19 protein-coding genes are annotated in these 24636 nt (G+C 46.2%); 9 read left to right on the top strand and 10 right to left on the bottom strand.

All coding sequences use genetic code 11. From position 1 onward, the window contains the following. Nucleotides 1-3 precede the first annotated feature (3 nt). The 4 genes from ACFSVM_RS07775 to ACFSVM_RS07760 form a co-directional block, all read right to left on the bottom strand. Nucleotides 4-957, bottom strand: coding sequence for an isochorismatase family protein (locus tag ACFSVM_RS07775; protein WP_090722662.1), 954 nt, complete (start codon nt 955-957; stop codon nt 4-6). 66 nt (nt 958-1023) lie between these two features. Next, the gene (locus tag ACFSVM_RS07770) at nt 1024-2640 is read right to left on the bottom strand and encodes a (2,3-dihydroxybenzoyl)adenylate synthase (protein WP_379261242.1); all 1617 of its coding nucleotides are present in this window, start codon (nt 2638-2640) and stop codon (nt 1024-1026) included. After that, the gene (gene dhbC / locus ACFSVM_RS07765) at nt 2640-3902 is read right to left on the bottom strand and encodes an isochorismate synthase DhbC (RefSeq protein ID WP_379261240.1); all 1263 of its coding nucleotides are present in this window, start codon (nt 3900-3902) and stop codon (nt 2640-2642) included. The genes ACFSVM_RS07770 and dhbC overlap by 1 nt, the downstream gene beginning before the upstream one ends. 35 nt (nt 3903-3937) lie before the next feature. Then, nucleotides 3938-4723 carry a 2,3-dihydro-2,3-dihydroxybenzoate dehydrogenase gene (locus ACFSVM_RS07760; RefSeq protein WP_379261238.1) on the bottom strand — a complete coding sequence of 262 codons (786 nt, stop codon included), beginning with the start codon at nt 4721-4723 and terminating at the stop codon, nt 3938-3940. A gap of 544 nt (nt 4724-5267) precedes the next feature. Between ACFSVM_RS07760 and ACFSVM_RS07755 the strand changes: the two genes are divergently transcribed. Continuing rightward, nucleotides 5268-6284 (top strand): ABC transporter substrate-binding protein, encoded by a 1017-nt coding sequence (locus ACFSVM_RS07755; protein ID WP_379261236.1) that lies wholly within the window; start codon nt 5268-5270, stop codon nt 6282-6284. An 87-nt stretch (nt 6285-6371) separates the two neighbouring features. Here the strand turns inward: ACFSVM_RS07755 and ACFSVM_RS07750 are convergent, their stop codons facing one another. The 3 genes from ACFSVM_RS07750 to ACFSVM_RS07740 form a co-directional block, all read right to left on the bottom strand. Further along, on the bottom strand, nt 6372-7301 hold the full coding sequence (locus ACFSVM_RS07750; RefSeq protein WP_379261234.1) for an EamA family transporter: 930 nt from the start codon (nt 7299-7301) through the stop codon (nt 6372-6374). A gap of 131 nt (nt 7302-7432) precedes the next feature. Beyond that, entirely contained in the window at nt 7433-10246 is a 2814-nt protein-coding gene (locus tag ACFSVM_RS07745; RefSeq protein ID WP_379261232.1) for a DUF5689 domain-containing protein, read from the bottom strand. 249 nt (nt 10247-10495) lie between these two features. Beyond that, nucleotides 10496-12232 (bottom strand): ABC transporter ATP-binding protein, encoded by a 1737-nt coding sequence (locus tag ACFSVM_RS07740; RefSeq protein WP_379261230.1) that lies wholly within the window; start codon nt 12230-12232, stop codon nt 10496-10498. 188 nt (nt 12233-12420) lie between these two features. Between ACFSVM_RS07740 and ACFSVM_RS07735 the strand changes: the two genes are divergently transcribed. The 6 genes from ACFSVM_RS07735 to ACFSVM_RS07710 all read left to right on the top strand — a co-directional run bounded on the left by ACFSVM_RS07735 (nt 12421) and on the right by ACFSVM_RS07710 (nt 20206). Further along, nucleotides 12421-13881 carry an ABC transporter permease gene (locus ACFSVM_RS07735; RefSeq protein ID WP_083655675.1) on the top strand — a complete coding sequence of 487 codons (1461 nt, stop codon included), beginning with the start codon at nt 12421-12423 and terminating at the stop codon, nt 13879-13881. Between the two features lie 20 nt (nt 13882-13901). Continuing rightward, nucleotides 13902-15401, top strand: a complete 1500-nt coding sequence (locus ACFSVM_RS07730) for an ABC transporter permease (protein WP_379262924.1) — start codon at nt 13902-13904, stop codon at nt 15399-15401. Between the two features lie 42 nt (nt 15402-15443). Beyond that, nucleotides 15444-17267: an ABC transporter substrate-binding protein gene (locus tag ACFSVM_RS07725; protein WP_090722687.1), complete on the top strand. Its 1824-nt coding sequence runs from the start codon at nt 15444-15446 to the stop codon at nt 17265-17267. A 381-nt stretch (nt 17268-17648) separates the two neighbouring features. Next, the gene (locus tag ACFSVM_RS07720) at nt 17649-18230 is read left to right on the top strand and encodes a hypothetical protein (protein WP_090722699.1); all 582 of its coding nucleotides are present in this window, start codon (nt 17649-17651) and stop codon (nt 18228-18230) included. A gap of 52 nt (nt 18231-18282) precedes the next feature. Then, nucleotides 18283-18912 carry a DedA family protein gene (locus tag ACFSVM_RS07715; protein ID WP_090722701.1) on the top strand — a complete coding sequence of 210 codons (630 nt, stop codon included), beginning with the start codon at nt 18283-18285 and terminating at the stop codon, nt 18910-18912. A 49-nt stretch (nt 18913-18961) separates the two neighbouring features. Beyond that, nucleotides 18962-20206 (top strand): cytochrome P450, encoded by a 1245-nt coding sequence (locus tag ACFSVM_RS07710; RefSeq protein ID WP_379261227.1) that lies wholly within the window; start codon nt 18962-18964, stop codon nt 20204-20206. A gap of 133 nt (nt 20207-20339) precedes the next feature. Here the strand turns inward: ACFSVM_RS07710 and ACFSVM_RS07705 are convergent, their stop codons facing one another. The 3 genes from ACFSVM_RS07705 to ACFSVM_RS07695 form a co-directional block, all read right to left on the bottom strand. After that, nucleotides 20340-20972 (bottom strand): hypothetical protein, encoded by a 633-nt coding sequence (locus ACFSVM_RS07705; RefSeq protein WP_379261225.1) that lies wholly within the window; start codon nt 20970-20972, stop codon nt 20340-20342. Nucleotides 20973-21001: 29 nt separating this feature from the next. Beyond that, complete coding sequence (locus tag ACFSVM_RS07700) at nt 21002-21466, bottom strand: hypothetical protein (RefSeq protein WP_379261224.1); 465 nt, start codon at nt 21464-21466, stop codon at nt 21002-21004. Between the two features lie 122 nt (nt 21467-21588). Then, entirely contained in the window at nt 21589-22782 is a 1194-nt protein-coding gene (locus ACFSVM_RS07695; RefSeq protein WP_379261222.1) for a GTP-binding protein, read from the bottom strand. Between the two features lie 158 nt (nt 22783-22940). On the opposite strand from ACFSVM_RS07695, the gene ACFSVM_RS07690 reads away from it, so the two are divergent. Together ACFSVM_RS07690 and ACFSVM_RS07685 are read left to right on the top strand one after the other, a co-directional pair. Then, nucleotides 22941-23648, top strand: coding sequence for a response regulator transcription factor (locus tag ACFSVM_RS07690; RefSeq protein ID WP_076310953.1), 708 nt, complete (start codon nt 22941-22943; stop codon nt 23646-23648). Beyond that, nucleotides 23645-24628 carry a sensor histidine kinase gene (locus ACFSVM_RS07685; RefSeq protein WP_379261219.1) on the top strand — a complete coding sequence of 328 codons (984 nt, stop codon included), beginning with the start codon at nt 23645-23647 and terminating at the stop codon, nt 24626-24628. Before ACFSVM_RS07690 ends, ACFSVM_RS07685 begins: the two co-directional genes overlap by 4 nt. Nucleotides 24629-24636 lie beyond the last annotated feature (8 nt).

Raw genomic sequence — 24636 nt, 5'->3', positions numbered from 1 at the left:
CTCCTATTTCAGCATGTAGTCCAGATTGGGAAGTGATTTGTTAACTTCTGCAAGCTCGTGTGCTCTTGCCAACTCAGTAAGCATCTCCGACCAATCCGCAATCGTTGGCTTGTCCAATAGATCAACAAAAGTAATCTCCATTCCAGAGGATCTCCATTCCTCAACCAATGTCATTATTCGGATGGAGTCCAGCCCGAGCAGGGTCAGATCTTCATGGTCACTTAGTTCGGATTTATCAATCCCCATAAGATTCGCAATTTGATTACGCAGTTGTTCCGTTGACCATTGGTTATCCGATACAGTGCTCTTCTGAGCTTGTATGCCCTGCAATTCATCCACTAGCTGCTCGGTTGACACCACCATTGCACAACGCTCGGAAGCATACTTGAGCGCCAGCTTGTGATAATCCTCAGAGAAATCAGCCACTGCATCTGCCACATAGAATGGCTTGATCTCCTGCATGTAGGCTTCCGCAGCAGTCAAGAGACAGCCGATATGAGCGTAAATGCCAGTAATCATCATTTGATCCCTGCCCATTTGTCGAAACTGCTCCAGCAGATTTGTTTTCTGAAACGCGCTATAGCGCCACTTGGTGAGCACGGTATCCTGATCTGACGGCTCCAGTTCAGCAATAATCCGCTTCTGCTCTGAACCGTCGTCAATGCCCGAACCCCAGAAATCCTGAAGCAGTCCACGCTGTTCCAGTGTCTGACCACCTGGCTGTGCCGAATATATAACAGGGATTCCGAGCTGATGAGCTGCTTCTCTGAGTCTTGTAATATTTGTGACAAGTTCCGTAACAGGAGACTCCTGTGGCGTAAATGCGTCTACAAAATATTGCTGCATATCATGAATTAAGAGCACAGCTTTAGCGGGATCGACCTGCCAGTTTACCTTATTTTCAGGAAGGTCTGCATTTGCCGGCATAGAATAGCTTTGGATTTTCGGAATTGCCATGATGATTCATCCTTTCTAAGTGCGTGTTGTTATTTTTTTGACTATATAGCTTCGAGTTCACCTTAGTCATGTATGAGATGGATTCAGTTCTGCTGCAATTTTTTCTCTCAATGCCTTCTTACTGACTTTGCCCACGGCAGTCATCGGGAAAGACTCGACACACTCCACGCGGTCCGGTATTTTGTAATCTGCGACTCCACGATCACGCAAAAACCTGCGTATGTCCTGCAAGGTCAGCTTGGTATCCTTCGGTATAATGTAGGCACAGGTTCGCTCTCCCAAGAAAGCATCCGGCATGGAAACAACGGCCGCATCATATACCCCTTCATGGGCCAGCAGGTGGTTCTCCAGCTCTTCTGCGGCTACTTTTTCACCGCCTCGATTGATCTGATCCTTGGCCCTTCCTTCGACAACGAGATATCCTTCCTTCGTCAGACGAACCAAATCGCCTGTCCGGTAGAAACCATCCTTCGTGAAGGCCTTCTTGTTATGCTCATCCGCCTTGTAGTAACCCTGTATCGTATAAGGTCCGCGGGTCAGCAAATGCCCGATTTCTCCCGGTGCGACCGGTACATCGTCTTCGTCTACGATCCGAATTTCGTCATCAGGAGAGATCGGTCTGCCTTGTGTATACAAAATAAGCTCTTCCGGATCATCAAGTCTCGTGTAATTGACAAGGCCTTCCGCCATCCCAAACACCTGCTGCAGCGTACAGTCAAATGCCGCATTCACCTTGATGGCAGCTTCTGTCGTAAAATTCGCTCCTCCCACCTGCAATACTTCAAGGGAAGACAGATCCTCCTTACGCGTCTTCGCTGCTTCGAGCCATACAAGGGCTAACGGCGGAACGAGAGCCGTAATGGTTACCTGTTCCTGCTCAATCAGCCGAAATGCCTCATCTGGGCTCGGTCCCGGTGACATGACCACTCGACCTCCCGCATACAAGGTGCCCAGCACTCCTGGAGAGCTCAGAGGAAAGTTATGAGCAGCAGGAAGTGTAGCCATGTATACGCTGGATTCATTCAAGTCGCATATTTCTGCGCTTCCGTGAAGGCTGTAAATATATTCATCATGCGTCCGTGGAATCAGCTTCGGCAGCCCTGTGCTTCCTCCGCTCAGCTGCAGAAAAGCCACATCTCCCGAACGAACATCTGGCAGCGGCAGCGGTTCCTGATCGAGCTCTTCAAAGGATAAAAATGAGCCAGGGTCACCGACCACGATGACATGCTGCAATGAAGGCAGCTCGGTAACAACCTCCTCTGCAAGGCTGCAGTAGTTAAAACCGCTGTATTTATCAGGAATAATGTAAGCAACAGCCTCAGAGTACTCGGCCAAATATTTGATCTCGCTCTTTCGATGAGATGGGAGAGCAAACACAGGCAGTGCACCCATTCGAAAAAGCGCAAAGATCACCAGTGCGAATTCAGCTATATTAGGCAGCTGGAGTACAACACGGTCTTCCTTCTTAATCCCCAGCTTCATGAGCCCCGCAGCCACTCGATCAGCCTTCTGATCCAGCTCGCGATAGCTCCATCTTTTTGAACCGCTGACAACGGCAAGATGATCTCCGTATTTCGCTGCTCTCTGTTTCAGCATTTCTCCAAACGTAATTCCCTGCCAGTAACCCGCTTGACGATATTTATCCGCTGCCTCCTGCGGCCAAGCTGTGAAGCCATCCAGCATTAAACTCCCTCCTTGTTCACCATCGTCTCGGTTTCGTTCTTAAAGCCGATTGCCTTAAGAAATGTTCCCATCTTGGCTGAAGTCTCCCGCAGCTCATCCTCAGGCCTCGAACCCTCTACAATTCCAGCACCGGCATACAATTTGATATATCTTTTTCCAACCTCAGCGCAGCGGATCGTGACCGCCCATTCCCCGTCTCCAGCTGCATTACACCAGCCCACCGTTCCGGAATAATAACCCCGGTCAAATCCTTCAAGCTCCTTAATGAGCTCTCTTGCTTCATCCGTCGGTGTTCCGCATATGGCAGGAGTCGGATGGAGAGCATAAGCCAGCTCCAAGGAGGATGTATCCGGGCTTAGAAGCTCTCCTCGAATCGTTGTAGCCAAATGCCACATGGTTTCGGTTGCAACAAGTGACGGTTTGTCTGGAACTTCAAGGTGTTTACAGTAGGGTCTGAGTGCTTCTGCAACAGCTCTTGTCACAAAAGCATGCTCATGCAGATCTTTAACCGACTCCATTAATCCGGCAGCCCGCTTCCGATCCTCTTCCGGATCATCACTGCGTGGTATAGAACCCGCAAGCGGACTGGATATCACTTCAAGTCCCTTCTTCGAGACGAGCAGCTCAGGGCTAGCGCCTAATAGCGTCGTGCCTGATTCTAGGCGCAATGCCTGTTGCTCGTCGTTAGCTGGGGACGTCCGCTTCGTCTCAATGGGTACAGCAAACGTATACCCGCTTGTATTCTGAGCAGCGAGCTGGTGAAGCAAGGTACGAGCATCTACTGGCTGATCAGAGACCAAATGAAGGGAACGTGCAAGCACGGCCTTGTTCACACGACCTTGTCGGATATGTTCAAGCAGCCGAGCAACCCCTTCTTGATATACCTCAGGCTCTGGAACCGGCGTTGCTGTGTAATCTGATATATTCAGTTCATGCTGCGGTGTTTCAGACGTGAATGTCAGGCCTTCTGCCTGCTTAAATGAACCTGGTATATAGAGCTGGACAGGATCGTTACAGTCAAATGGCACTGCACCGACAAGAATGCAGGGCTTCCCGGTTGATTGCTCTTGAATATGCAAAATTTCCGTCGCTTGTTCGGCCAGCTCCTTCCATTCCCTCACTTCCCCATTTGTCAGAACCCGGAGAGCACAACCTTCTGTTAACAAAGTGTGGTTATGTGTTGCAAAAAAGAAGCTCTCTCCCGGTGTATATTGTTCAAGCAGCCGCTGTGAAGGGCTACCTTCTTTAACACCCGTTCTCATTAACCCCCGCCTCCTAAATCGTTCATATATTCACACTACACACCAAGTGTAGCGCCGCCATCTACTCTGAGCTCACACATCGTAATGTGCTTCGCTTTATCCGAGATTAAAAAAGCAACCGTGTCTGCTATATCCTCTGCTTCGGCAATTCTGCCGAGCGGGATGCCGACCCGGTAATTCTCCAGAGAACCGCCAATAACCGCTTCAGCTCCTAGTTCATCAGTCCACATGCCTCGCTGCATGTCTGTATCCGTTGAACCCGGTGACACAATGTTGCACCGGATTCCATGCTGAGCCAGCTCCAGCCCAAGACATTTCGTAAAATGGGCTGCAGCTGCTTTGGAAGCAGCATAGGCTGACATATTTACACGTGGCATGGCATATGCGTTGGAGCCGACGGTGATGATTACGCCTGTTTTCCGTGGAATCATATGACGCGCTGCTGCTCTGCTCACATAGAAGACCCCGTGTGTGTTAACTGCAAATGTCTGATGCCAATCCTCATCATCCATAAAAGCCACCGGTCCTATATCAAGGACACCGGCTACATTGACGGCTATATCGATATGGTTCATTTCCCGGATGATTTGCTGCATTGCATGATCGACAGAGCTGCTCTCCCGGACATCCGCAGGAAATGCGGCTGCAGCATAGCCCTCTCTTTGTAATTCCTTTACGGTATCGTGAAGCTGTGATGCATTATAATCAATTAGAGCAACCTGAATTCCGTCAGCAGCAAGCACCTTTGCTACCGCTTTTCCAATTCCTTGGGCTGCTCCTGTCACGACAGCGACTTTTCCTGACAGGCTTGCTGAAGCCATTTCGACAACACCTCTATATTATTGAGAATGATTATCAATTTGTTGATAACGATTCTCATTATAAGGTTATGTCATGCAGCTAACCATGGATTTTATCCGGTATTTTCCATCAAAAAATCACGCGTTTCTTGTCGTATTCGACATCACATACCTGACATTAGCACTAATTTTATGTCCGAAATACCCTTCCGGCATCTATACTTATTGGGATTAAAACGGGGATGTATTGGCATTTATTTTTCATTGGCATAGTCCAGCGAACGTCTAAATGGGACATCACTAACTCCAGTTCGAACCGATCACCTAAAGACTAAAATATGGCTTTCACATACTGCGACCCTTGACCTACCTCAGACAGAAGCTTAAGCACATGGACATCGACCGGAAATTTAATAAAAAAGCTGCAATTTTCAGCTCTCAGTTATGTGTTTTTTCTACTAAATAAATAGCTGTCTTTTTCTGTATCAAAAAAAGAGATTGCAAATGATAATGAGAATTGTTATCATTCTTTAAGTGATTTACATATAAATTAGGGGGAACCAACATGGCAAAATCCAAAAAGAAAATAGCCTCGCTTCTGGCGAGCTTACTGCTCGTGTCCACATTTCTTGCCGCCTGCGGCAGCAGTGAATCGGGTACAGATAGTAACACCACTCCAAACAATGTCTCACTGACGGAGACGGAAACACCTGTGAGCGAGGTTGAAGAATCGGCAGAAGAGCCTGCAGAGAGAACTGTAACTGACGCCATGGGGCACGAGGTTACCATTCCAGCAAATCCACAGCGCATACTCGCGACTTATCTAGAGGACAACCTGGTTGCTCTCGGTGTAACACCAGTAGCGCAGTGGTCTGTAGCTAACGGTATTCAGGATTACCTGCAAGGGTCGCTGAAAGATGTTCCAACTATTCCACACGATCTTCCATTCGAACAAGTAGCAAGCTTTGAACCTGATCTGATTATCCTCGATTCGGCTGATATGGCGAGTGGAGATAAATATGAGCAATATTCGAAGATCGCTCCTACGTATGTAATTGGTTCAGAACAGAACAATGATTGGAGAGATGAGCTCCTCAAGATCGGGGAAGTGCTTGGCAAGGAAGAAGATGCACAGAAAGCGCTTGATGATTATGACGCCAAGGCTGCTGAAGCCAAAGCTGCGCTTAATGAAGCTGCAGGCGGCGAATCCGCTGCTGCCATCTGGCTCGTATCCGATCAGTTCTATATGGTAAGTGAAGAACTCTCCAGCGGTACAGTAATGTACGATGATCTTGGACTTGCTGTTCCTGAGGTTGTGAAGGAAATTTCGGCAACGGGCACTGGCAACTGGCTGCCAATCTCGCTAGAGAAGCTAGCCGAGCTTGACGCAGACCACCTCTTCCTGATCAACAGTGATAAAGGGGCAGGCGGTGAAGCATTAAACGATCCTTTGTGGAAGAACATCCCTGCAGTGAAGAACGGCAATGTATATGAATTCAGTGCTGACACAAGCTGGCTCTACACCGGTACGGTGGCCAATACCCAAATCGTTGATAGCATTGTAGAGAGCATTACAAAGTAAAATTTCGGATCATAAAAAAACCTTTGAGATCAGTGTGAACCTATCACACCGCTCAAAGGTTTTTTTGACATTTATTATATAATCCCCTTATGTGGAGTAGCTTTCAGAAGGATTTCCTCCAATCCCCTCCTGCGGCTTCCGGCCAGCGAGCTGAGGATAGGCGATGCCAATCAGAATGACGGCAATCCCGACCCATTGCAGAATGGATACCTTCTCATTAAGCACCAATATAGAAGCAAGTATGGCAACAGGAAGTTCCCCAGCACTTAGAATGGAAGCAAGTCCAATACTAATCTTAGGTGCACCGAGAGCCAGCAGCAATACCGGTATGACAACGCCAAATATACCAAGGATCAGTCCATATATCCATAAACCATTGTCGAATGAAACCTGTAATACAGCTGCTGGACCATACATGGTGACATGAAGCAGTAACAGAAGCAGCAAACTCCCTGTAGAGGTAAAGAAGCTTCTTGAAATTGTAGGCATTGCTGTCTCGACCCGGCCACTGAAAAATATGAACAGCGCCATCATAACCGCAGCCATGAGTCCTAGAAATATACCCTTTACACTCAATTCTATTGAACTCGCCCCAATTATGCCTCCAGCCAGTATTGTTCCCAAGAACAATAACAGAATGGATATAAGCGTAGCTTTAGAGGGTCTTTGGCGTGTAGTGATGACTTCTATGACGACGCCAATCCAAGTAAATTGAAACAGCAGCACCACGGCGATCGACGCAGGAATACTCTGCAACGACAAATAGTAAAACACTCCCGTCAAACAAGTGCATGCCCCTACACCGGCGAGACGAATAAATTGTACCAGCTTCACCTTTTTCCTGGAGAACATAAGCATGAGAATCAGCATAATAATCCAGCCTGATCCAAACTGTCCTAGAGTCACTTCCTGGAAAGTAAATCCCTGCTGGTAGGCAAGCTTAACGATGCTCGACAAAATCCCAAACGAGCAAGCTGCCAAAAACACATAAAACGAGTTCTTCATAAGTTGTAACAAAGCTGTTTACCTCCATAAAAAAACCCATCTTCTATTGTTTTAGAATCCAGAAAACAATAAAAGTGGGTCAAATTCACGTTCTATTCAATTACAAAATAATATTAATCTAATATCTATGGATTGTAAACCTATTATTTTACCGTTACAACGATCTTGTCTGTTTGTGTAACTCCGGCATCGTTAACCAGCTCCGCAGCATACTCATAGGTTCCAGCAGCGCGATCCTGAATTGTAATCACAGCCTGCTGACCATTAGGAGAGCTGGGCACAAGTGTTGTAGTCTCGAGAAGTTGTCCGTTCTCATATAAACGATAGGTATGAGCATTTGTTCCCCACCACAAGTTCATGAATACAGAGTAGCTGCCATCTTGATCCCAGTTGTCGTTTGAGAGCACTGCTTTTCCTGGATTCGCATCGGTAACCGTAACAACAAGCTCAGAGCCTGTAGTCGTTCCATAAGTATTCGTCAGCTCGTAAGTATAAACATACGTACCATTGCTTTTACCTGTAATCGAGGTCGTTGCTGTTTGTCTCTCTGGAGACTTGTCACTGAGCTTCTGCTGATCAATGAGTACACCGTTCTCATACAGCTTGTACGCTGTTGCATTGTTTCCCCACCACATATTCATCGTTATATCATAAGTTCCATTTCTCAGCCCCGTGTATCCGTGATTGCTCGTAAGTGCAGCGTGTCCAGGCACAGAATCTGCAAGCACCGGTTCTTCTGGAACCTCTGGTTCTTCAGGCTCTTGAGGCTCTTCCGTTTCCTCCGCTGCAACAATATCCTCAATTCCCCTTGGTTTCAACTGATAATTCCCACGAAAAATGGCAGAAACTCCGGTAATACTAACTTTGTCGCCTTCCTGATAAGGGAACTCTTCGAGGCTTAGTCCTGTTCTTGTATCTACCCGAATATGATTCGTTTGATCTGAAACGGCATCAAATTCAAAGGATCCCGTCGGAGCAGCCGTAATGATGCTCTGAATGGTTACATTGTTTAATGTAACTAGCTGACCTTGATTACTATCATTGATAGCTGTCACTTCCTTGGATTGTGGAAGATCAGCGGTGCCTGTCTTCTCAATTGAGACAACATCGGCCAGCTCAAGCTCAGTATTATACAGTGTTAAAGGTGCAGTAATCTGCACCTTATCACCTGTATTGAAGCCGCTTTGTGTTTGGTAAACATAAATCCCTGCTGTTTCATCCTGAATGTAGAACGCCTGACCGCCAAATGCACCGGGCTGAGTTGTAATTACACCCTCAACTTTGACAACAGTGCCTTCAGGCTGGAGACGTGCTTCACTGATCGGAATTAAGCTTATCTGGGGAGACTCCTCTTCTTCATCGGGTAACGGTTCGGCAGATACATTCGCAATCGTCACCGGGGAAGTGAGGAGATTGGAGCCGTTTAGTCTAAGTCTCAAGTTCGCAGCACCTGTCGTTCCCGGTTTGATCTGTACAGTCAGATCCTTGTAAGCCGTGCCTTGACTATTCGCCGTTACACTGAAGGCTTGACTATAGCCGTATGCGCTCGGCCACGTGCCATTCTCATTTTGCACCTTCGCAACCTGTGTTCCGCCTGCTAAATAAATTCCTGCACTATATCCTGATACCGTACTGTTCGGAGCAAGATTGTTGATCACAACCCGAATTTGGAACGTTTCTGCATTCGGGAGCTCGTCTTGGTGAACAAAGCTGTAAGCCGGGTTCGACGGTGCTGGAGTTGTGCTTCCATAAGATCCTGGCTTGAACGTCGATGGATCCCACCACTTATAGCCTGCTGCCGGTTGAGACCAAGGCTCTGCTTGAGGCTCGGTTGATGCAGCTGGTTCTTCAAAAGCAAGCAGCTCTGTCGGCTGATCGAGCTCAAGACCGGAAACCTCTGTCAGATCCGTATAACTCTCTTGATCAGTCAACCAATTCATCAAATTCACCAGCAGCACGGCATCATCCTGCTCCTTGAAGCCGTCATACGTTGTCTTCTTGCTTCCTGTTTCTTCCCTCAAATACTTCGGTGTGGCATCCTCGACTGGTGAAGAATCCCCAATAAAGGCCGCTTTACCAAGACCTACCTTAGATACGGCCACATATGGCCCTTCTTCAACGCCACCGCCATTGTATACTCCCTGATCTACTGCATTGCCCCATGCCTCATTCGTCTCAGGCACGTACACGATGCCCTTAGCCTTCTCCGGATCAGTAATGGCAAGCGTGGAGCCCGCATGCATCGCTACAGAGTCTACGCCTTCTGTAATATCGAAGGACTGCTCTGGTTCAACAATGACATTTGCATCCACATCGCCAAGTGCGTTATAGCGGAAGCGGACACCAAAATTATCCGACAGCCAGTCCGAACTGACGACTCCTTGCATAGCAGCCGAGTTCTTCTCCTCGGTACTCATACCCTTGGCCGGATCTGTCCATGCGCCTCTCCGGTATCCGTTGAAGGATTCAGAGCCATCCCAGCGGTTCTTGTTGCGGTCTGCGTTATAATGGTCACCAATGAAAAAAATGCTTCCGCCCTGCTCTACATATTGTTCCATGGCTGCTTGTTCACTTTGTTTGAAAGGAATATTCGGTTCTGCGATGACAAAGGCATCGTAGTCAGACAAGTCGCTGAGTATGATCGGAGTGGATTTACGAAGCTCTTTAACATAGAAGCCATCTGCTGCCAAAGCATTACCAAAATCGGAAAAACCACCGTCAATAACCCAATCTGCCGCACCTGCCGTCTGTGCATGCGTATTATCAAACAGTATTTTCTTCCCGGCATTCTCATTAACAATCTTTGCGTTAATAAATGGTGCCGGATCCGCAGGACCTTCTGCATGAGCGGAAGGTCCGCCAATTCCCCATCCTGTGTGAATTGTAGCCGCGAGGGATAATGCGGCAACCGCTTTAAACCATCTGCTGCGTCTGATCAATCCCGAAGCTTCTCTCATCCTTCTCCTCCTAAATAGTAAATATTTGGTATCTAGCAATTTATTCTATCATTTGATTAATAAAAAATATCGTACATTATGTAAAATATAGATCAATTTAACAAGCTCATCCCGGAGAATTATGCAGCATTTTGTAGTTTCGTGACGGGTATCATACATCCTTTATCAATTAACTTACAAAAATAAAAAAACCGTCTTATTTTGAAAGACAGTTTTTTCGTTACGGTAAACCAATTATTTAATTCTTTATTAACCTGCAGGTATAGCAACAAAATGACCTTTTGACACTTCAACCAGCTGTGAATTTCGTAAATTGTATTTATCCTCACTTGTCTGCTCTTCCAGTAGCCTTCTTGTCTTCTGCGCTTCAATCTTGGGATCCGGCACAGGGATTGCGGCAAGCAGAGACTTCGTATATTCGTGCTGGGGATTGGAATACAGCTCCTCACTCTCAGCAAGCTCTACGATTTTCCCGGCGTACATAACTGCAACTCTATCACTAATATGCTTAACCATTGAAAGATCGTGGGCAATAAACAGATAAGTAAGGCCCAGCTTATGCTGCAGCTCTTCGAGCAGCTTCACCACTTGGGATTGGATCGATACGTCCAGAGCAGATAATGGCTCATCACAGACGATAAACTTCGGCTCAACCGCGAGCGCACGCGCAATTCCGATCCTTTGTCTCTGGCCGCCGGAGAATTCATGCGGATAGCGGTCTGCAAATGCCGAATCCAGGCCGACCATATCCAGCAGCTCCTCCACTCTCTTCTTACGAGCTTCCTTGCTGCTGCTGAGACCATGCACGTCCATAGCTTCACCAATAATATCCACAATTTTGAATCTTGGATTCAAAGACGCATAGGGGTCCTGGAATATCATTTGCATGTGACGGCGCATCATTTTCATTTCCTTGGGCTTTAATCGGTTGATGGCCATGCCTTGATACAGCACTTCACCTGCCGTCGGCTCATGCAGCCTCAGTATCGCTCTTCCTGTCGTCGATTTGCCTGAACCTGATTCACCAACGACCCCAAGCGTCTCGCCTGGTTTAACGTAAAAACTGATATCGTCAACGGCTCTAACTACGTTTCCTTTGCCAAGATCAAAATATTGTTTAAGCCCGTTCACTTCCAGTAGAGGTTCATTGCCAAAGGGAGTAATAATCAGAGGTGCCGGCTTGGGCTTCTTCTTCTCATCCAGTCTTGGCAAGGCATTCAGCAGCTTCAAAGTATAGGGATGCTCAGCCTGTTCGAATATCTCCGTTGTCGTTCCCTTCTCTACAATTTCTCCATCCTTCATCACCACAACACGATCACACATTCCTGCCACAACGCCTAAATCATGCGTAATCAGGATAATAGAGGTTCCGAATTTCTCCTGCATATGCTTCATTACGTTTAGAATCTGGGCCTGAATAGTAACATCGAGCGCCGTCGTCGGTTCATCAGCAATCAGTAATGAGGGTCTGCATGCAAGGGCAATAGCAATCATCGCACGCTGCCTCATCCCTCCAGAGAATTCATGCGGATACTGATTATACCTAGCCTCACTGTCCCGAATTCCGACCAGCTTCAGCATTTCGATCGCTTCCTGCTTCGCTTCCTTCTTCGTCATATTCCGATGCTTGATCAGACTCTCTGCAATCTGCTTGCCAATCCGGATCGTTGGATTAAGAGAGGTCATCGGATCCTGAAAAATCATCCCGATGTCTCTTCCACGAATCGATTCCATCTCCTTCTCCGATTTGTGAGCCAGATTCTGTCCTAAGAACAGAATTTCCCCGTCCTTCATACGGGAAGGAGGTGATGGCAGCAGTCTCATGATCGAACGGGCGGTTACGCTCTTCCCGCTTCCGGATTCGCCGACAATTCCCAGGGTTTCCCCTCTCTTCACATCAAAGCTGATCCCCTTAACTGCATCAAATTCCTTCTCTTGTGATCGGAAGGATACTTGCAAATTATGCACCTGTAAAATAGTCTCCACGATGTCACCTGCTTATAAAGTTAATGAATGAAGTCAATCGCTTAACATCTTAAGAGTTATGAAATTGATAAATGAATTGACCTTATGTAAATTTTGTCACTATGGTGATTGACAAGGTTCTAAACCGCAAATAAAATATACTATATTGATCGGAATAATGCAATTTCTTTAGAAAGGAGGTAAACGATATGGAAATTGCGAGATCACCGGAACCTTCCCAGTCACCTGTGCATTTCCGTTTTTCAGATATTATCAGTGAAGCCTATGGCAAAATGCTGCATCGCCCCTTGTATGCCTGGGCACTGATCATCCTGGGACTGCCTGTTCATTTGGTCACTTTCTTCATTCATTGGTCTCGGAGAGGCAAACAATCTTCCTCTTCACTCATGGAGCAAATTAGAACAGAGCTGATCGCTTCAGGCGACCGGGATGAATTGAAACGAAAATACATAACCCAGCTGGAGCGCAAGCATGCTTTTTTCAATCAGAAGGTATCAGCAGCACAGCTTGAATCAGAGGCTGAACAATGGACAGAGGAATCTTTCCAGTCCGCAGTATTGCTCCAGGCTGAAGAACGAGGAAGAGCCCTTGGTCTGGATCAGCGAAGCTATCATCAGAGGTTTCAGTCCTGGCTGCAGCAGCCTTTGTTCCTTGGTATTTCATTACTTCCAGGACTATTGATGTACATACTTATTCTTCTGTACAGCAACCCCTACGTGAAGTATATCTTTGAGAGACTGATCATGAGCTTTTTCGTCATCATAGGAGTCACCATTGCAGTATTTTCAATCCTGTACCTATCTCCTTTCGATCCGGCTGCCAACATTCTCGGCGAAGGGGCGACGAAGGAGCAGATCGCGAATTTTAATCACATTTACGGTCTGGATCAGAGTTATTTCGCACAGCTGTGGAACAATCTGAAGGGAATAGCGTTGTTTGACCTCGGTACTTCCTACACCGGCAATGAAGATGTAGCGTCGAGTATCGCACGTAAATTTCCGATTACACTTACTTTGACCCTGATATCACTTCTTATGGCCATCATCATTGCGATTCCTGTAGGCATAATTTCAGCAACCAAGCCTAATTCCTTTTTTGACTACACCTTTATGTTCGTCGCACTGATCGGTCTGTCCATCCCGAACTTCTGGCAAGGGCTCATCTTTATAATGAACTTCTCAATTAAGCTGGGCTGGCTTCCCGCCACCTTTAATCCTGAGAATGCAGCTTCGATCATCATGCCGACCATTGTGCTCGGTACCGGCCTTACCGCCGCCGTTGCTCGAATGACCCGTTCTTCTACATTAGAAGTCATTCACGAGGATTACATTACTACAGCCAAAGCAAAAGGACTTAGTAGAAGAGCCGTACTCTGGAAGCATGCCGTGGGCAATGCCATTATCCCGATCATTACGGTCATTGGGCTTCAGTTTGGCGGAATGCTCGGCGGTGCTGCAGTAACGGAGAAAGTGTTTAACATCAGCGGTATCGGAAGCTACATCGTCGATAAGCAGTTTATACCTGATATCCCTGGTATTCTAGGGGGAGTCGTATACACCGCAATCACGATCTCCATCGTTAATGTCATTATCGACATTTTGTATGCGTTCTTTGATCCTCGGATCAGATCCAGAATGAAACAATATTAAAGCAGGTGCTTCTTATGTCCATGGTATTAAAGCATGCTTCTCGTTCCGGACAGCTTAAACTATCTACCGAATATGTACAATCTCAATTTACATGGGTTGTCTCTCTTGCTCTTACGCTGATCTTTTTATTTAACAGTTTCGATTGGGGCACCGGCAGTATACAGACTATTGGCTTCACTGCTTTTGCAGCCTATGGCCTGTTTACAATTCTGCAGATCATCATCACTGTTCTTATAAGGAAAGATCTGATGAAGCATGGCGAGATCCGCGGCTCTACAAGAGCGCTGGGATATGTGCAGCTGCTGTCCGTTGCGACAGGCAACATTTTTATCGTCGCTTCCGCATTCCATTTGATTAAGAAGAAAAAGTCCGCCGAGTATACACTCGCCGTATACCTACTTCTTACTCAGCTGTTTGTCATTGTACTATCTGCGTTGAATCTATTTAAGCCTTATGTATCCGACACATTTCTTCCTGCCATTTTTGTACTTGCGGTCGTCCTTCTATTCGATCTCATCGTCCTTGGCTTGACAGCGAGATATGTCAGCTATGATCAGGCACCAAAATGGATGGTTTACATCGCAGTTCCACTGATCATCACGAGCATTACAGGCAACCTGTTTGCTTTACTGTTAGGTGTGAGTCTGCTGATTAAAGTACGCAGCTCTTATACGGTAACTTCCGGCAAGTGGGAACGCGTGTGGGGAAAAATTACGCAAAATACGACTTCGATGCTGGGTCTATTTTTTATCATCCTAATGTTCGCCATATCGGTATGCAGCTATTTCACATTTGACTATGATATGGCCATCGAGAACAATTACAGCGCTATCTTGCAGACACCAAGTCTGAGCTATCCCTTGGGAACCGATCATTTCGGACGAGACTTGTTCTCCCGTATCGTATTCGGCGCAAGAATATCGCTCATCGTAGGCTTCATGTCTACCTTAATTCCGGTTATTATAGGCGGAATACTTGGAGCACTAGCAGGCTATTATGGTCGACGTGCTGACAATGTGATTATGCGTTTACTGGACGTTCTGTACGCTATTCCCGGTATATTGCTGGCCATCGCCATCATCGCTGCATTTGGTGCAAACACAACGAACTTGATCATTGCACTCAGTGTCGGTTCGATACCGACCTACGCAAGAACGATGCGCGCTAACGTACTCATGGTATCGAATTTCGAGTATGTCGATGCTGCCCGTGCCTTTGGCTCAAGCAACCTGTCTATCATTTTCAAGCACATTGTACCAAACTCGCTTGCGCCTATGATTGTCAAGTCGACACTTACGATCGGCGGAGCTGTTATTGCAACAAGTAGTCTAAGTTACTTGGGATTAGGCGTGGAGCCTCACATTCCGGAATGGGGCAATATTCTGAAGGTGGGCAGTACTTATCTTGAATCTCACTCTTATCTCGCCATCTACCCAGGTCTAGCGATCGTTGCGCTTGTCTTGTCGTTCAACTTCTTGGGAGACGGACTGCGTGACGCCCTTGATCCCAAGCTTGATTAAAGCCATCATGTTCATTCATACATTATAAGGAGGAATTTTCCCATGAAAAAAAGTCTACTGCCTCTCTTGCTTGCACTCGTTATGGTTGTAGCAGGATGCTCTGTCAATACGAAATCGGATGTTGCGGAGCAAAATGAACCTACAGCTAACGAACAAACGCCCGAAGCCGGTGCAGTTCAAATCGAGCTGCTTGCTACCAGTGCCAATGAATCCGATGTCAATATTATTCGCGATCAGCTCGTGAAGAACGGATTTGACGTCAAGCTGAATCTGCAGCCAGACTACGGCAGCTTCAAAGCTCAGCAGGATGCAGGCAATTATGATGTAGCCCTCTCCAGCTGGACTACGGTCACAGGGAATCCGGATTATGCTGTCCGCTCTTTGTTCAAGAGCGGCGGAGATTACAGCATCATGGCAGATCCCGAAGTCGACAAATTAATTGATGAAGCAAGTACACAAGCACCTGATGAATATCAGGCGACGTACAAAGCTCTTGAAGATTATCTGGTCTTCGACAAAGCTTATATCGCACCGCTCTACATCTCTCTGAAGAGCCAAGGTATTAACCAAGACGTTCTGAATGCAGATACCGTCCGACTGTCCAAGTCCCGTTCTCAGGTATGGGAATCCATTGACTTCAATGATACCAGCAAGCGTGACACAGACCCGCTGCTCCTTACACAATCCATCTCCACTCTGACTTCACTGGATCCAATTAAGGGGAATGACGGTTCAATCAACGCATTGAATACCAATATGTATGTTCGTCTTGTCAATCTGACAGACGATGACCAAATTACTTCAGAAGGCTCATTGTCCTTAAACAATGTCATTGCTGAAGGAAATTCAGAATACTATTTTGTACTGCGTGACGATATCCATTTTGCCAAAATTACGGATAAGCAAGCTGCAGATTCGGGAGAGCGCGTCGGAGCAGAGGATGTTGTATTCTCTCTGAATCGTGCTAAGGATCCTAACTCCGTTCCGGATCACCGCACCTACTCTCTGCATGAGCACATTCAAGATGTTGAGATCGTGACCGATCTGGCTGCACTTGACGCTGTACAGCAAGCAGGCAGCGGAGACAGCGTGAAGCAAGCACTTGAGACTGGCCTTGACGGACAAATTACAGAGCTTGTCGCTGACAAAACACAAGCAGATAACAAAGCAGGCAAGTATCAAGTTGTGAAGCTGACGACTACAGAGCCTTTCCCTCAGGTTCTTAACTATCTGGCTCACCAATCCGCAGGAATCGTGTCCGAGAAGCAAGTGAAGAGCATCAACACTTATGATGTAGCAAGCTTCGACGTTAACAAGGATATTCCTTATGGTGATCAAAACACAGTAACCGAAGGCGACAAGTACAACAATACACTATACGCGAGTGGTCCTTACATTCTGTCCTACAAGAATGACTACGAAGCTGTATTCTACAAAAACCCGGGCTATATGACCGGAACTGAGCATGAGCCTAAGATTTCAACGGTGATCGTGAAGTTCATTAAAGACGCTGACAGTGCTCTCTCTGCTCTTCGCAGTGGTGAGATCCATATGTATTACGGTGTTCCAGAAACGAAATATGATCTGGTAGAACAAGACAGCAAGCTCAAGCTTCAAACGATGGAAAGCAACGGAGTAAGCTACCTCTTGTTCAATACAAAGGGACGAGATGTAGCAGAGAGTGAAGATTTGAGAAAAGCCGTACTTTATTCCATTAATCAAGATGAGATTCTTGCCTTCTATAATGGAAACAAAATCAAAGCGTCTTCAACGGTAAGTCCGCTTGTGAAGACTGGAAATGAGCTAGTAGCTGATTCGGCTAAGGTTAAAGAATTCCTTGCCAGCTATCAGGCGAGTAAACAGTAAGCTCTGTCCAGTATAGCCCTTCAGTACAAAGAGGATAGTCTCCCTAGAACCGGGAGCGCTATCCTCTTTGTTATATTAGGATTTTGTCTCTATTTTCCAGTATTCGCTTAGTCTGAATTTCACCTCTTCTAACGCATAGGATCCCTTCCATGACCGTATACATAGAGATACACTCCACACACATCACAATATGGATACTGCCCCCATATTCACATACTTCTTGAAATTCATGTTAATAAGACAATATTGTAATAATCCTAGTCTTAAGACTAGGATTCATATAGACTATAGTCAAGATGCAAAACAATACCCCAGTACGTTTATAACTGCTTGCTAACAAGCTAGAATGGGTTTATCGATTTGTTGGAGGGGAAAAGTTACATGTCAGCGAATAGTTACATTTATATCGTTCTGACTTCTTCAGGTACGTATTTTTCTAAAATGATTAAATATTATACGAAAGCACCGCTGAACCATGCGTCGATTGCTTTTGATGCTGAACTGAACGAAGTATACAGCTTTGGCCGCAAGAACGCAGCCAATCCATTCAATGCCGGACTCGTCCGCGAGGATTATCGCTCGCCCTTCTTTCACTCCTCTGAGTGCGCGGTATTTAGACTGAAAGTTACAGCTGAACAATATGAAACCATGCACCACCTGGTGAAGGAAATGATGAACAAGCAGCATACTTACAAATATCATCTATTAGGATTAATCGGAGTGATGCTGCAGATTGAGCTCCATAGGGAGAATGCGTATTTTTGCTCTCAATTCGTATCCTATGTGCTCAGCCAGGCGGGTGTTTCTCCTGTTCGGAAGCCGCCTCACTTTGTTAAACCATCGGATTTTGAAGATGCGGATATGCTGCAAGAGCTGTTCCGGGGAAGCCTCGCTGCCTATACGAAGCAGCCCGAATCTCTTAATTCAGGCGGTATGGAGATCATCAAGGCCCGTATAATATAATGAGTATACCCTTTGTTTTACAATTTGGAACAAGATAGGATGTTTATATCAAATGGGCTATGAAATTTTATTAGACCTCATAGGAAGCATTGGATACTTTGCCTTATTCCTCGTATTATGTCTTGGCTTGATTGGTCTTCCGATTCCCAACGAAGTCGTCGTCATGACAGCAGGTATGCTTGGCGCTTCAGGAGTTCTGATCGAGGTGCCTGCTTTTTTGGCGACAGCCCTGGGAATCTGTTCGGCCATGACTGTGGGTTATGTCGTCGGACGGTACTTAACACAAACCAGTATCTTTAAAAGCTTAAGAAGAACGGAGAAAACTGAGCGTTTCTTCGCAATTTCTGAAAAATGGGTTGTCAAATATGGTGGCTTCGCTATCAGCCTCAGTCTATGTCTGCCCATATTGAGGCATGTTACGATGTACGTCGTGGGCATGAACTCCATGTCGTACCGCCGATTTGCAGCCTTCGCCTATCCATCTGCCTTTCTATGGACTCTAGTTTATTATTTGATAGGCAGAACGCTTGGAGATCATATTCTTGAGATCGGTGCGCTCATTAACCAGTACGGCATGCTGATACTGATTGCATTAGTTACTCTGCTCGTCCTTTATGTGCTGTATCTGTACTTCCGCAGCAAGCAAAATCCAGAGAACAAGGAAAAGTCGATGAAGATTTGAATTGGTAAGGCTTATGATCCTAATCCTACGAAAATGGAGGCACTTAACCATGCATCATCTTGAATCGCAGCTTACAGCCCAGGAAATTGCTCATTTCTTCAGCGGTTTCCAGCCGGAACTACATAGCAATCCGTATCCATTCTATCAACGCTTGCGCAGCGAGCATCCGGTCGTCTATTTGGAGGATCGGTGGATGTGGATCGTTTCCAAATATGAGCATGTGCAGTCCATCCTTAAGAGTCCTCTCATGATACGTGAACGAGAGCGTCTCCTGACAGAGCAGGAACGAAAAGAATTACCACCTCCCCGCTATCAGAATATTCAATCCCTTGTGAAGGACTGGATGCTGTTTCGAGATCCGCCTGAGCATACCCGGCTTCGCAGTCATGTTGCCTATGCGTTTACTCCAAAGACGCTCGAGCAGAGCAGGCCGAAGATTTATTCCATTGCAGAATCCTTGGCTGATCAATTGGAATTGAACCCGGATTCTAACTTTATGCAGACCTTTGCCTTCCCGCTCCCTGTCGTTGTTATTGCGGATATGCTGGGTGTACCGGAGGAAGACCGGGAGTTTTTCAAAAAATGGTCGAACACGCTTGCCAAGCTGCTTGATGTGTCGCTGATGGATGATAATTTTTTTGAAGAGGCAGATCGCTCCTCAGCCGAGATCAGAGATTATTTTAAACAATTCGTACAAGCACGGAGAAAAGCCCCTCAGGATGATATCATCAGCCAATTAATTCATGTGCAGCAGGAAGAGCACAAACTCAGTGACGAAGAGCTTATCAATAATTGTATCCTGCTCTTGGTTGCCGGTCATGAGACGACGGTGAACCTGATCGGTAATGGAACAAAGACATTGCTGGAGCATCCTGAATCCTATGAAATGCTCGCTGCTAACCCGGAGCTCACTGCATCTGCCGTTGAAGAGATGCTAAGATATGAGTCTCCTGTGCAATTCACCAATCGGGTGGCTTCTGTCGATGTGGAATATGGAGGTAAGCTGATTCCGCAAAAGGCAGAGATTATCGTTAATCTGGGAGCTGCCAACCGGGACGCGGATTATTTTCATGATCCGGATGTATTTGATATTACGCGAAGCAAGAACAGGCATCTGTCCTTCGCAAGTGGTCCTCATTTCTGCCTAGGTGCCCCGCTTGCAAGAATGGAAGCAGCTATTGCTTTCGAGGTGCTCACTCGGCGTTTTCCTCATATGACAATGGGTGGAAGATCTCCTGTGTGGCGGGATAATGTGCTGCTCAGAGGACTAGAATCCTTGTATGTGAAGGTATAGAAATTACTGCGTTATCCTTATCGCAACACAGCAGAAGAGCCGGTTTGCTGAGTCATTAGATGATGACCCAGCAAACCGGCTCTTCATTTTTTCCCAATTTATAGCATACTGCAATCCTTGCCTGCGTTCAGTTCTAATATTCACCATTGCTCGTCTGTTCCAGCATCGCATACATGACATACACGGTATCATTGAATGCAATTTCGGCCTGCAGTGCTGTCTCATCATTGGGGCTAAAGCTGTTGATCCTGTTCTTGGTGTTCATGCGCAGGACACCTAATATTTGAGGTTCACCCAACTGTAGATCAACGCGCTCCTCATCAGTGAAGCCAGCGTCCCAAGCCACTGAAAAAGGAGCGTCTTCATTCATTTGGATGGAGGGTAATTCCGTAAGACTGGTACTTCCACTTCCGGCGTACAGCTTGCCGTATTTATGCTGCTGACCCTTATCCAAGATCAGGAATCCCCATTTAGTTCCTGATAACATATCAGGGTCAAACTCAGAAGCAAGCCCCAATATTTTGTCCTGCAGCTCCCCATCTAGATAAACATCTGTCCATAGGCTGATTCTCAGCAGTTGACCCTCAAACTCTTCTGGGATTGTCAGGTCATAAAATCGAGCTGTTCCCAATCTCAGGTCTTCGAATGTTTGGGAATAAGCCGCTGAATCAGAATACTCAAGCGTAACTGCACTCGAATCCTTAGCACACCCTCCTATCAACAACATACTGCTCATCAGTAATGCAATCCATTGATTACGTTTCACGTCTTAAACTCACCTCATTGCTATAAACATTATTTATAGTAAGAAGTTTGTTTAAAATTTCGCGCAACAGCGGCAAGCAGGTAACAAAACGATCGATTATGTCCTATATAAAAAGAAGAAACATCATACCTGCCTCTGCCTGGTTCATACGTAACCAGAAGCCGATTTCCCATCCGTTCCATGGCATACTGCACAAAATATTCGGTAACCGGACCATCAAGCATGGTAACATAAGCATATAAGGAGTGATCATCCGCCTCATCCAATATACTGACTCCTGCACACGAAAATTCAGTTGGAATGGAAGCTTCCTGCAGTGCCATTAAAGCCGGGTATATTGCAGCATCTACGTACACTCCATTAAAATCACACAGCGCTTTGCCTGCGGTTATCGGTTTGGGACACTCGATCCAGGCAGCCAGCTCTCTTCTCCTTCTCGTCCACAGGTTGGAGGATTGCTGACTGATGAGCAGCTCTTTCTCTGCTTCCAGCATAATGAAGCCACCACACTTCTTCATTTATATTTATTATTACTATATAGCAGCTCTTGGTTTAAATCCAACGATCGTAAGAGATCGTTCACTAGCTAACATTCCTAAATTTAATTTATTGCTTCTTAAGCTTGTGTCAGCACCCATGGTAAAGGATTTGACAGCTGAGACCAGTCCATCGTCATCTCCGCATCGGTGAGCAGACATTCGTCCAATTCAGCCTCAAGCATCGTCTGATCCATCTCAATTCCGATCATTACGATCTCATTCATACGATCTCCGAATTCGTCATCCCATTTACTTCGGAGCTCCGGTTCCTCAGCTAAGAGCTCGTCACGCTCCTGCTCCGGTAATGCAGCCACCCAGTATCCTGCTGGGCCAAATTGAATTGAAGGTCCCGCTTGGCTGATACTTGCCGCCATATCCTCCTGTGCTGCAATCCAGGCAAGTCCTTTAGCCCGAACAACCTCCTCCGGCCAGGTTCCCATAAATTCAGCCAGGCGCTCGGGGTGAAAGGGCCTTCTCCGTCTGTAAACAAAAGAACTTATGCCGTATTCGTCTGTTTCTGGTGTATGTGTCTCCTTCTGCAGCTCTTTAATCCAACCGGGAGACAGACTTGCCTTCTCAAAATCAAACCGACCTGTATTTAAAATTTCCTTCGGATCGATCTGTCCCTGAATAGTCCGAATAAAATGCGCCTCTGGCTGCAGCTTGCGCAGAATACTCTCCATTCGAATGAGCTCTTCCTCGTGGACAAGATCACACTTGTTCAAAACAAGTACATTGCACATTTCAATCTGGTCGATGAGCAGATCTACGACATCTCGTGTGTCTTCTTCTCCAGTTCCCTGATTGCGGTCAAGCAGACTCTCTCCGGAAGAGAAGTCATGCCAGAAACGGTTGGCATCAACTACGGTGACCATACAATCCAGTCGAGCATAAGACGTTAAATCAATGCCTGAAGCCTCGTCATCATAATAGAAGGTCTGCGCAACTGGCATGGGCTCCGAGATCCCCGTTGACTCGATTAATATATAATCAAATCGCTTCTCTTCCGACAACCTTTTGATCTCATGCATCAGATCCTCACGTAATGTACAGCATATACAGCCATTAGATAATTCTACCAGCTGCTCTTCTGTTCGAGATAGATTCGCACTTCCTTTGACCAATGCTGCATCAATGTTAATCTCACTCATATCATTGACGATGACTGCAACCTTCAAGCCCTCACGATTGTTCAGAACATAATTAAGCATGGTTGTTTTCCCTGACCCTAAATATCCACTAAGTACGGTAACTGGTATTTGTTCTTTCAAAGGTAGATCCCCCTGTACTTTTCTTATTAGTAATTATTACGATTAACAAAAGCGAATATACCTCTCTTTCTCTCACTTGTCAACTCCAATCACGGCTTCTTTTTATCAAATCGATAAATTTGGTACAATCAATACATATTCCAAGAAGGAGAATCCAAATGTTTAAAATAATGATCGTTGAGGATGACCGATCTCTGGTATCACTGCTTGTAGAACACTTACATAAATTCGGATTCGAAACCCACGCGGTGCAGCATTTTGATTTCGTACTTAGGGAATTCAAAGACTACCAGCCCCATCTGGTACTTCTGGATGTCAATCTTCCCAGCTATGACGGCTACTACTGGTGCAGACAAATCCGCGGTATCTCAACCTGTCCCATCGTGTTCATCTCCGCAAGGGACAGCAAGATGGATCAAGTGATGGCACTCGAGAATGGAGCCGATGATTATCTTACCAAGCCCTTTGATTATGATATCGTCATTGCGAAGCTGAACAGTCATCTGAGAAGAGCCTTCGGTTCGTACGCTGCTCCTTCGAGTGACCGGACGGTTACACTTGCTGGTCTTACTCTTGATATGGAACGGCTTGCCTTATTTTATATGGATCAGAAGCTTGAAATCAGTCATACCGAAGCTAAAATGCTGGATGAATTCATGAATAAACCAGGGCAGGTTGTCAGCCGCGACCGACTATTGGAGAAGATCTGGGATGAGCATTCCTATGTAGATGACAACACACTGAATGTATACATAACACGTGTTCGCAAGAAGCTTGCCGGACTTGGACTGCCGGGTGTCCTTGAGACGATTCGCGGTATAGGCTATCGTCTTCACCCCGAGCTTCAGGTGGAGTCCAAGACATGAAGAAGGGATTTAGACTGTTTTTGCGGGAACAAACACCTCTTATCTTTATTTATTTCATTCAACTCGCTGTCATCACTTTTGTATATTGGCTTGGCGGATTCAAGAACTGGCCCATTGCGCTGTATGCAGCCCTTCTCAGCGGTGCGCTGTTTGTTGGTTATATGACATACCGATACTTGACCCACCGCCGATTTTATAAGCGGTTATCTGAGCCCGTAACCTCGGTAGAAGAGATCACCTACACTTCAGAGCACGCTCCTTTGCCTGAAAGTTTACATCAGCTTACGCTAAGCCATAATCGTGTATATCAAACTCGTCTTCTTGGTATCAAGGAGCAGCTTGATCAGCATATCCATTTTATTCATCAGTGGGTGCATCAGATGAAGACCCCGCTGTCCGTGCTGCATTTGATGAATCAAGGACGTGATGATGAACAGTCCGCAGCGATAGGAGATGAGCTGGACCGGATGCGCAAAGGACTTGATATGGTGCTGTATGCGGCAAGACTCGATTCATTCGAGCATGATTTATATATTGAACCCGTATCACTAAATACCTTGGTCAGATCCGTTACTTCTGAGCAAAAACGTTTGTTTATTCGTAATCATGTCTTTCCTTATGTAGATATTGACCCTCAGCTACAAGTGATCTCCGATGAAAAATGGCTAAAGTTTATCGTTACCCAGCTGTTGACCAATGCCGTGAAGTATTCAGGAGGAAGGAACAAGAAAATCCAGTTCCGCGGATATAAGCAGAAGGATCAAATTATTCTATTGGTGGAAGATGAGGGAATCGGAATTCCGAAGGAGGATATTAACCGTGTGTTCGATCCTTTCTTCACAGGGGAGAATGGAAGAACGGTCCAGGAATCTACAGGGATGGGGCTCTATTTGGTTAAGGAAGTAGCCGACAGACTTGGTCATTCCATCACTTTAAGCTCCGTACAGCACCAAGGAACAAGGATTGAATTGATCTTTTAGCTGTCGCA

Origin of the sequence: Paenibacillus shunpengii, assembly GCF_042684905.1 — a bacterium.
In the GTDB taxonomy this organism is placed as follows: domain Bacteria; phylum Bacillota; class Bacilli; order Paenibacillales; family Paenibacillaceae; genus Paenibacillus; species Paenibacillus shunpengii.
This window is presented reverse-complemented; position numbering and strand designations above follow the sequence as displayed.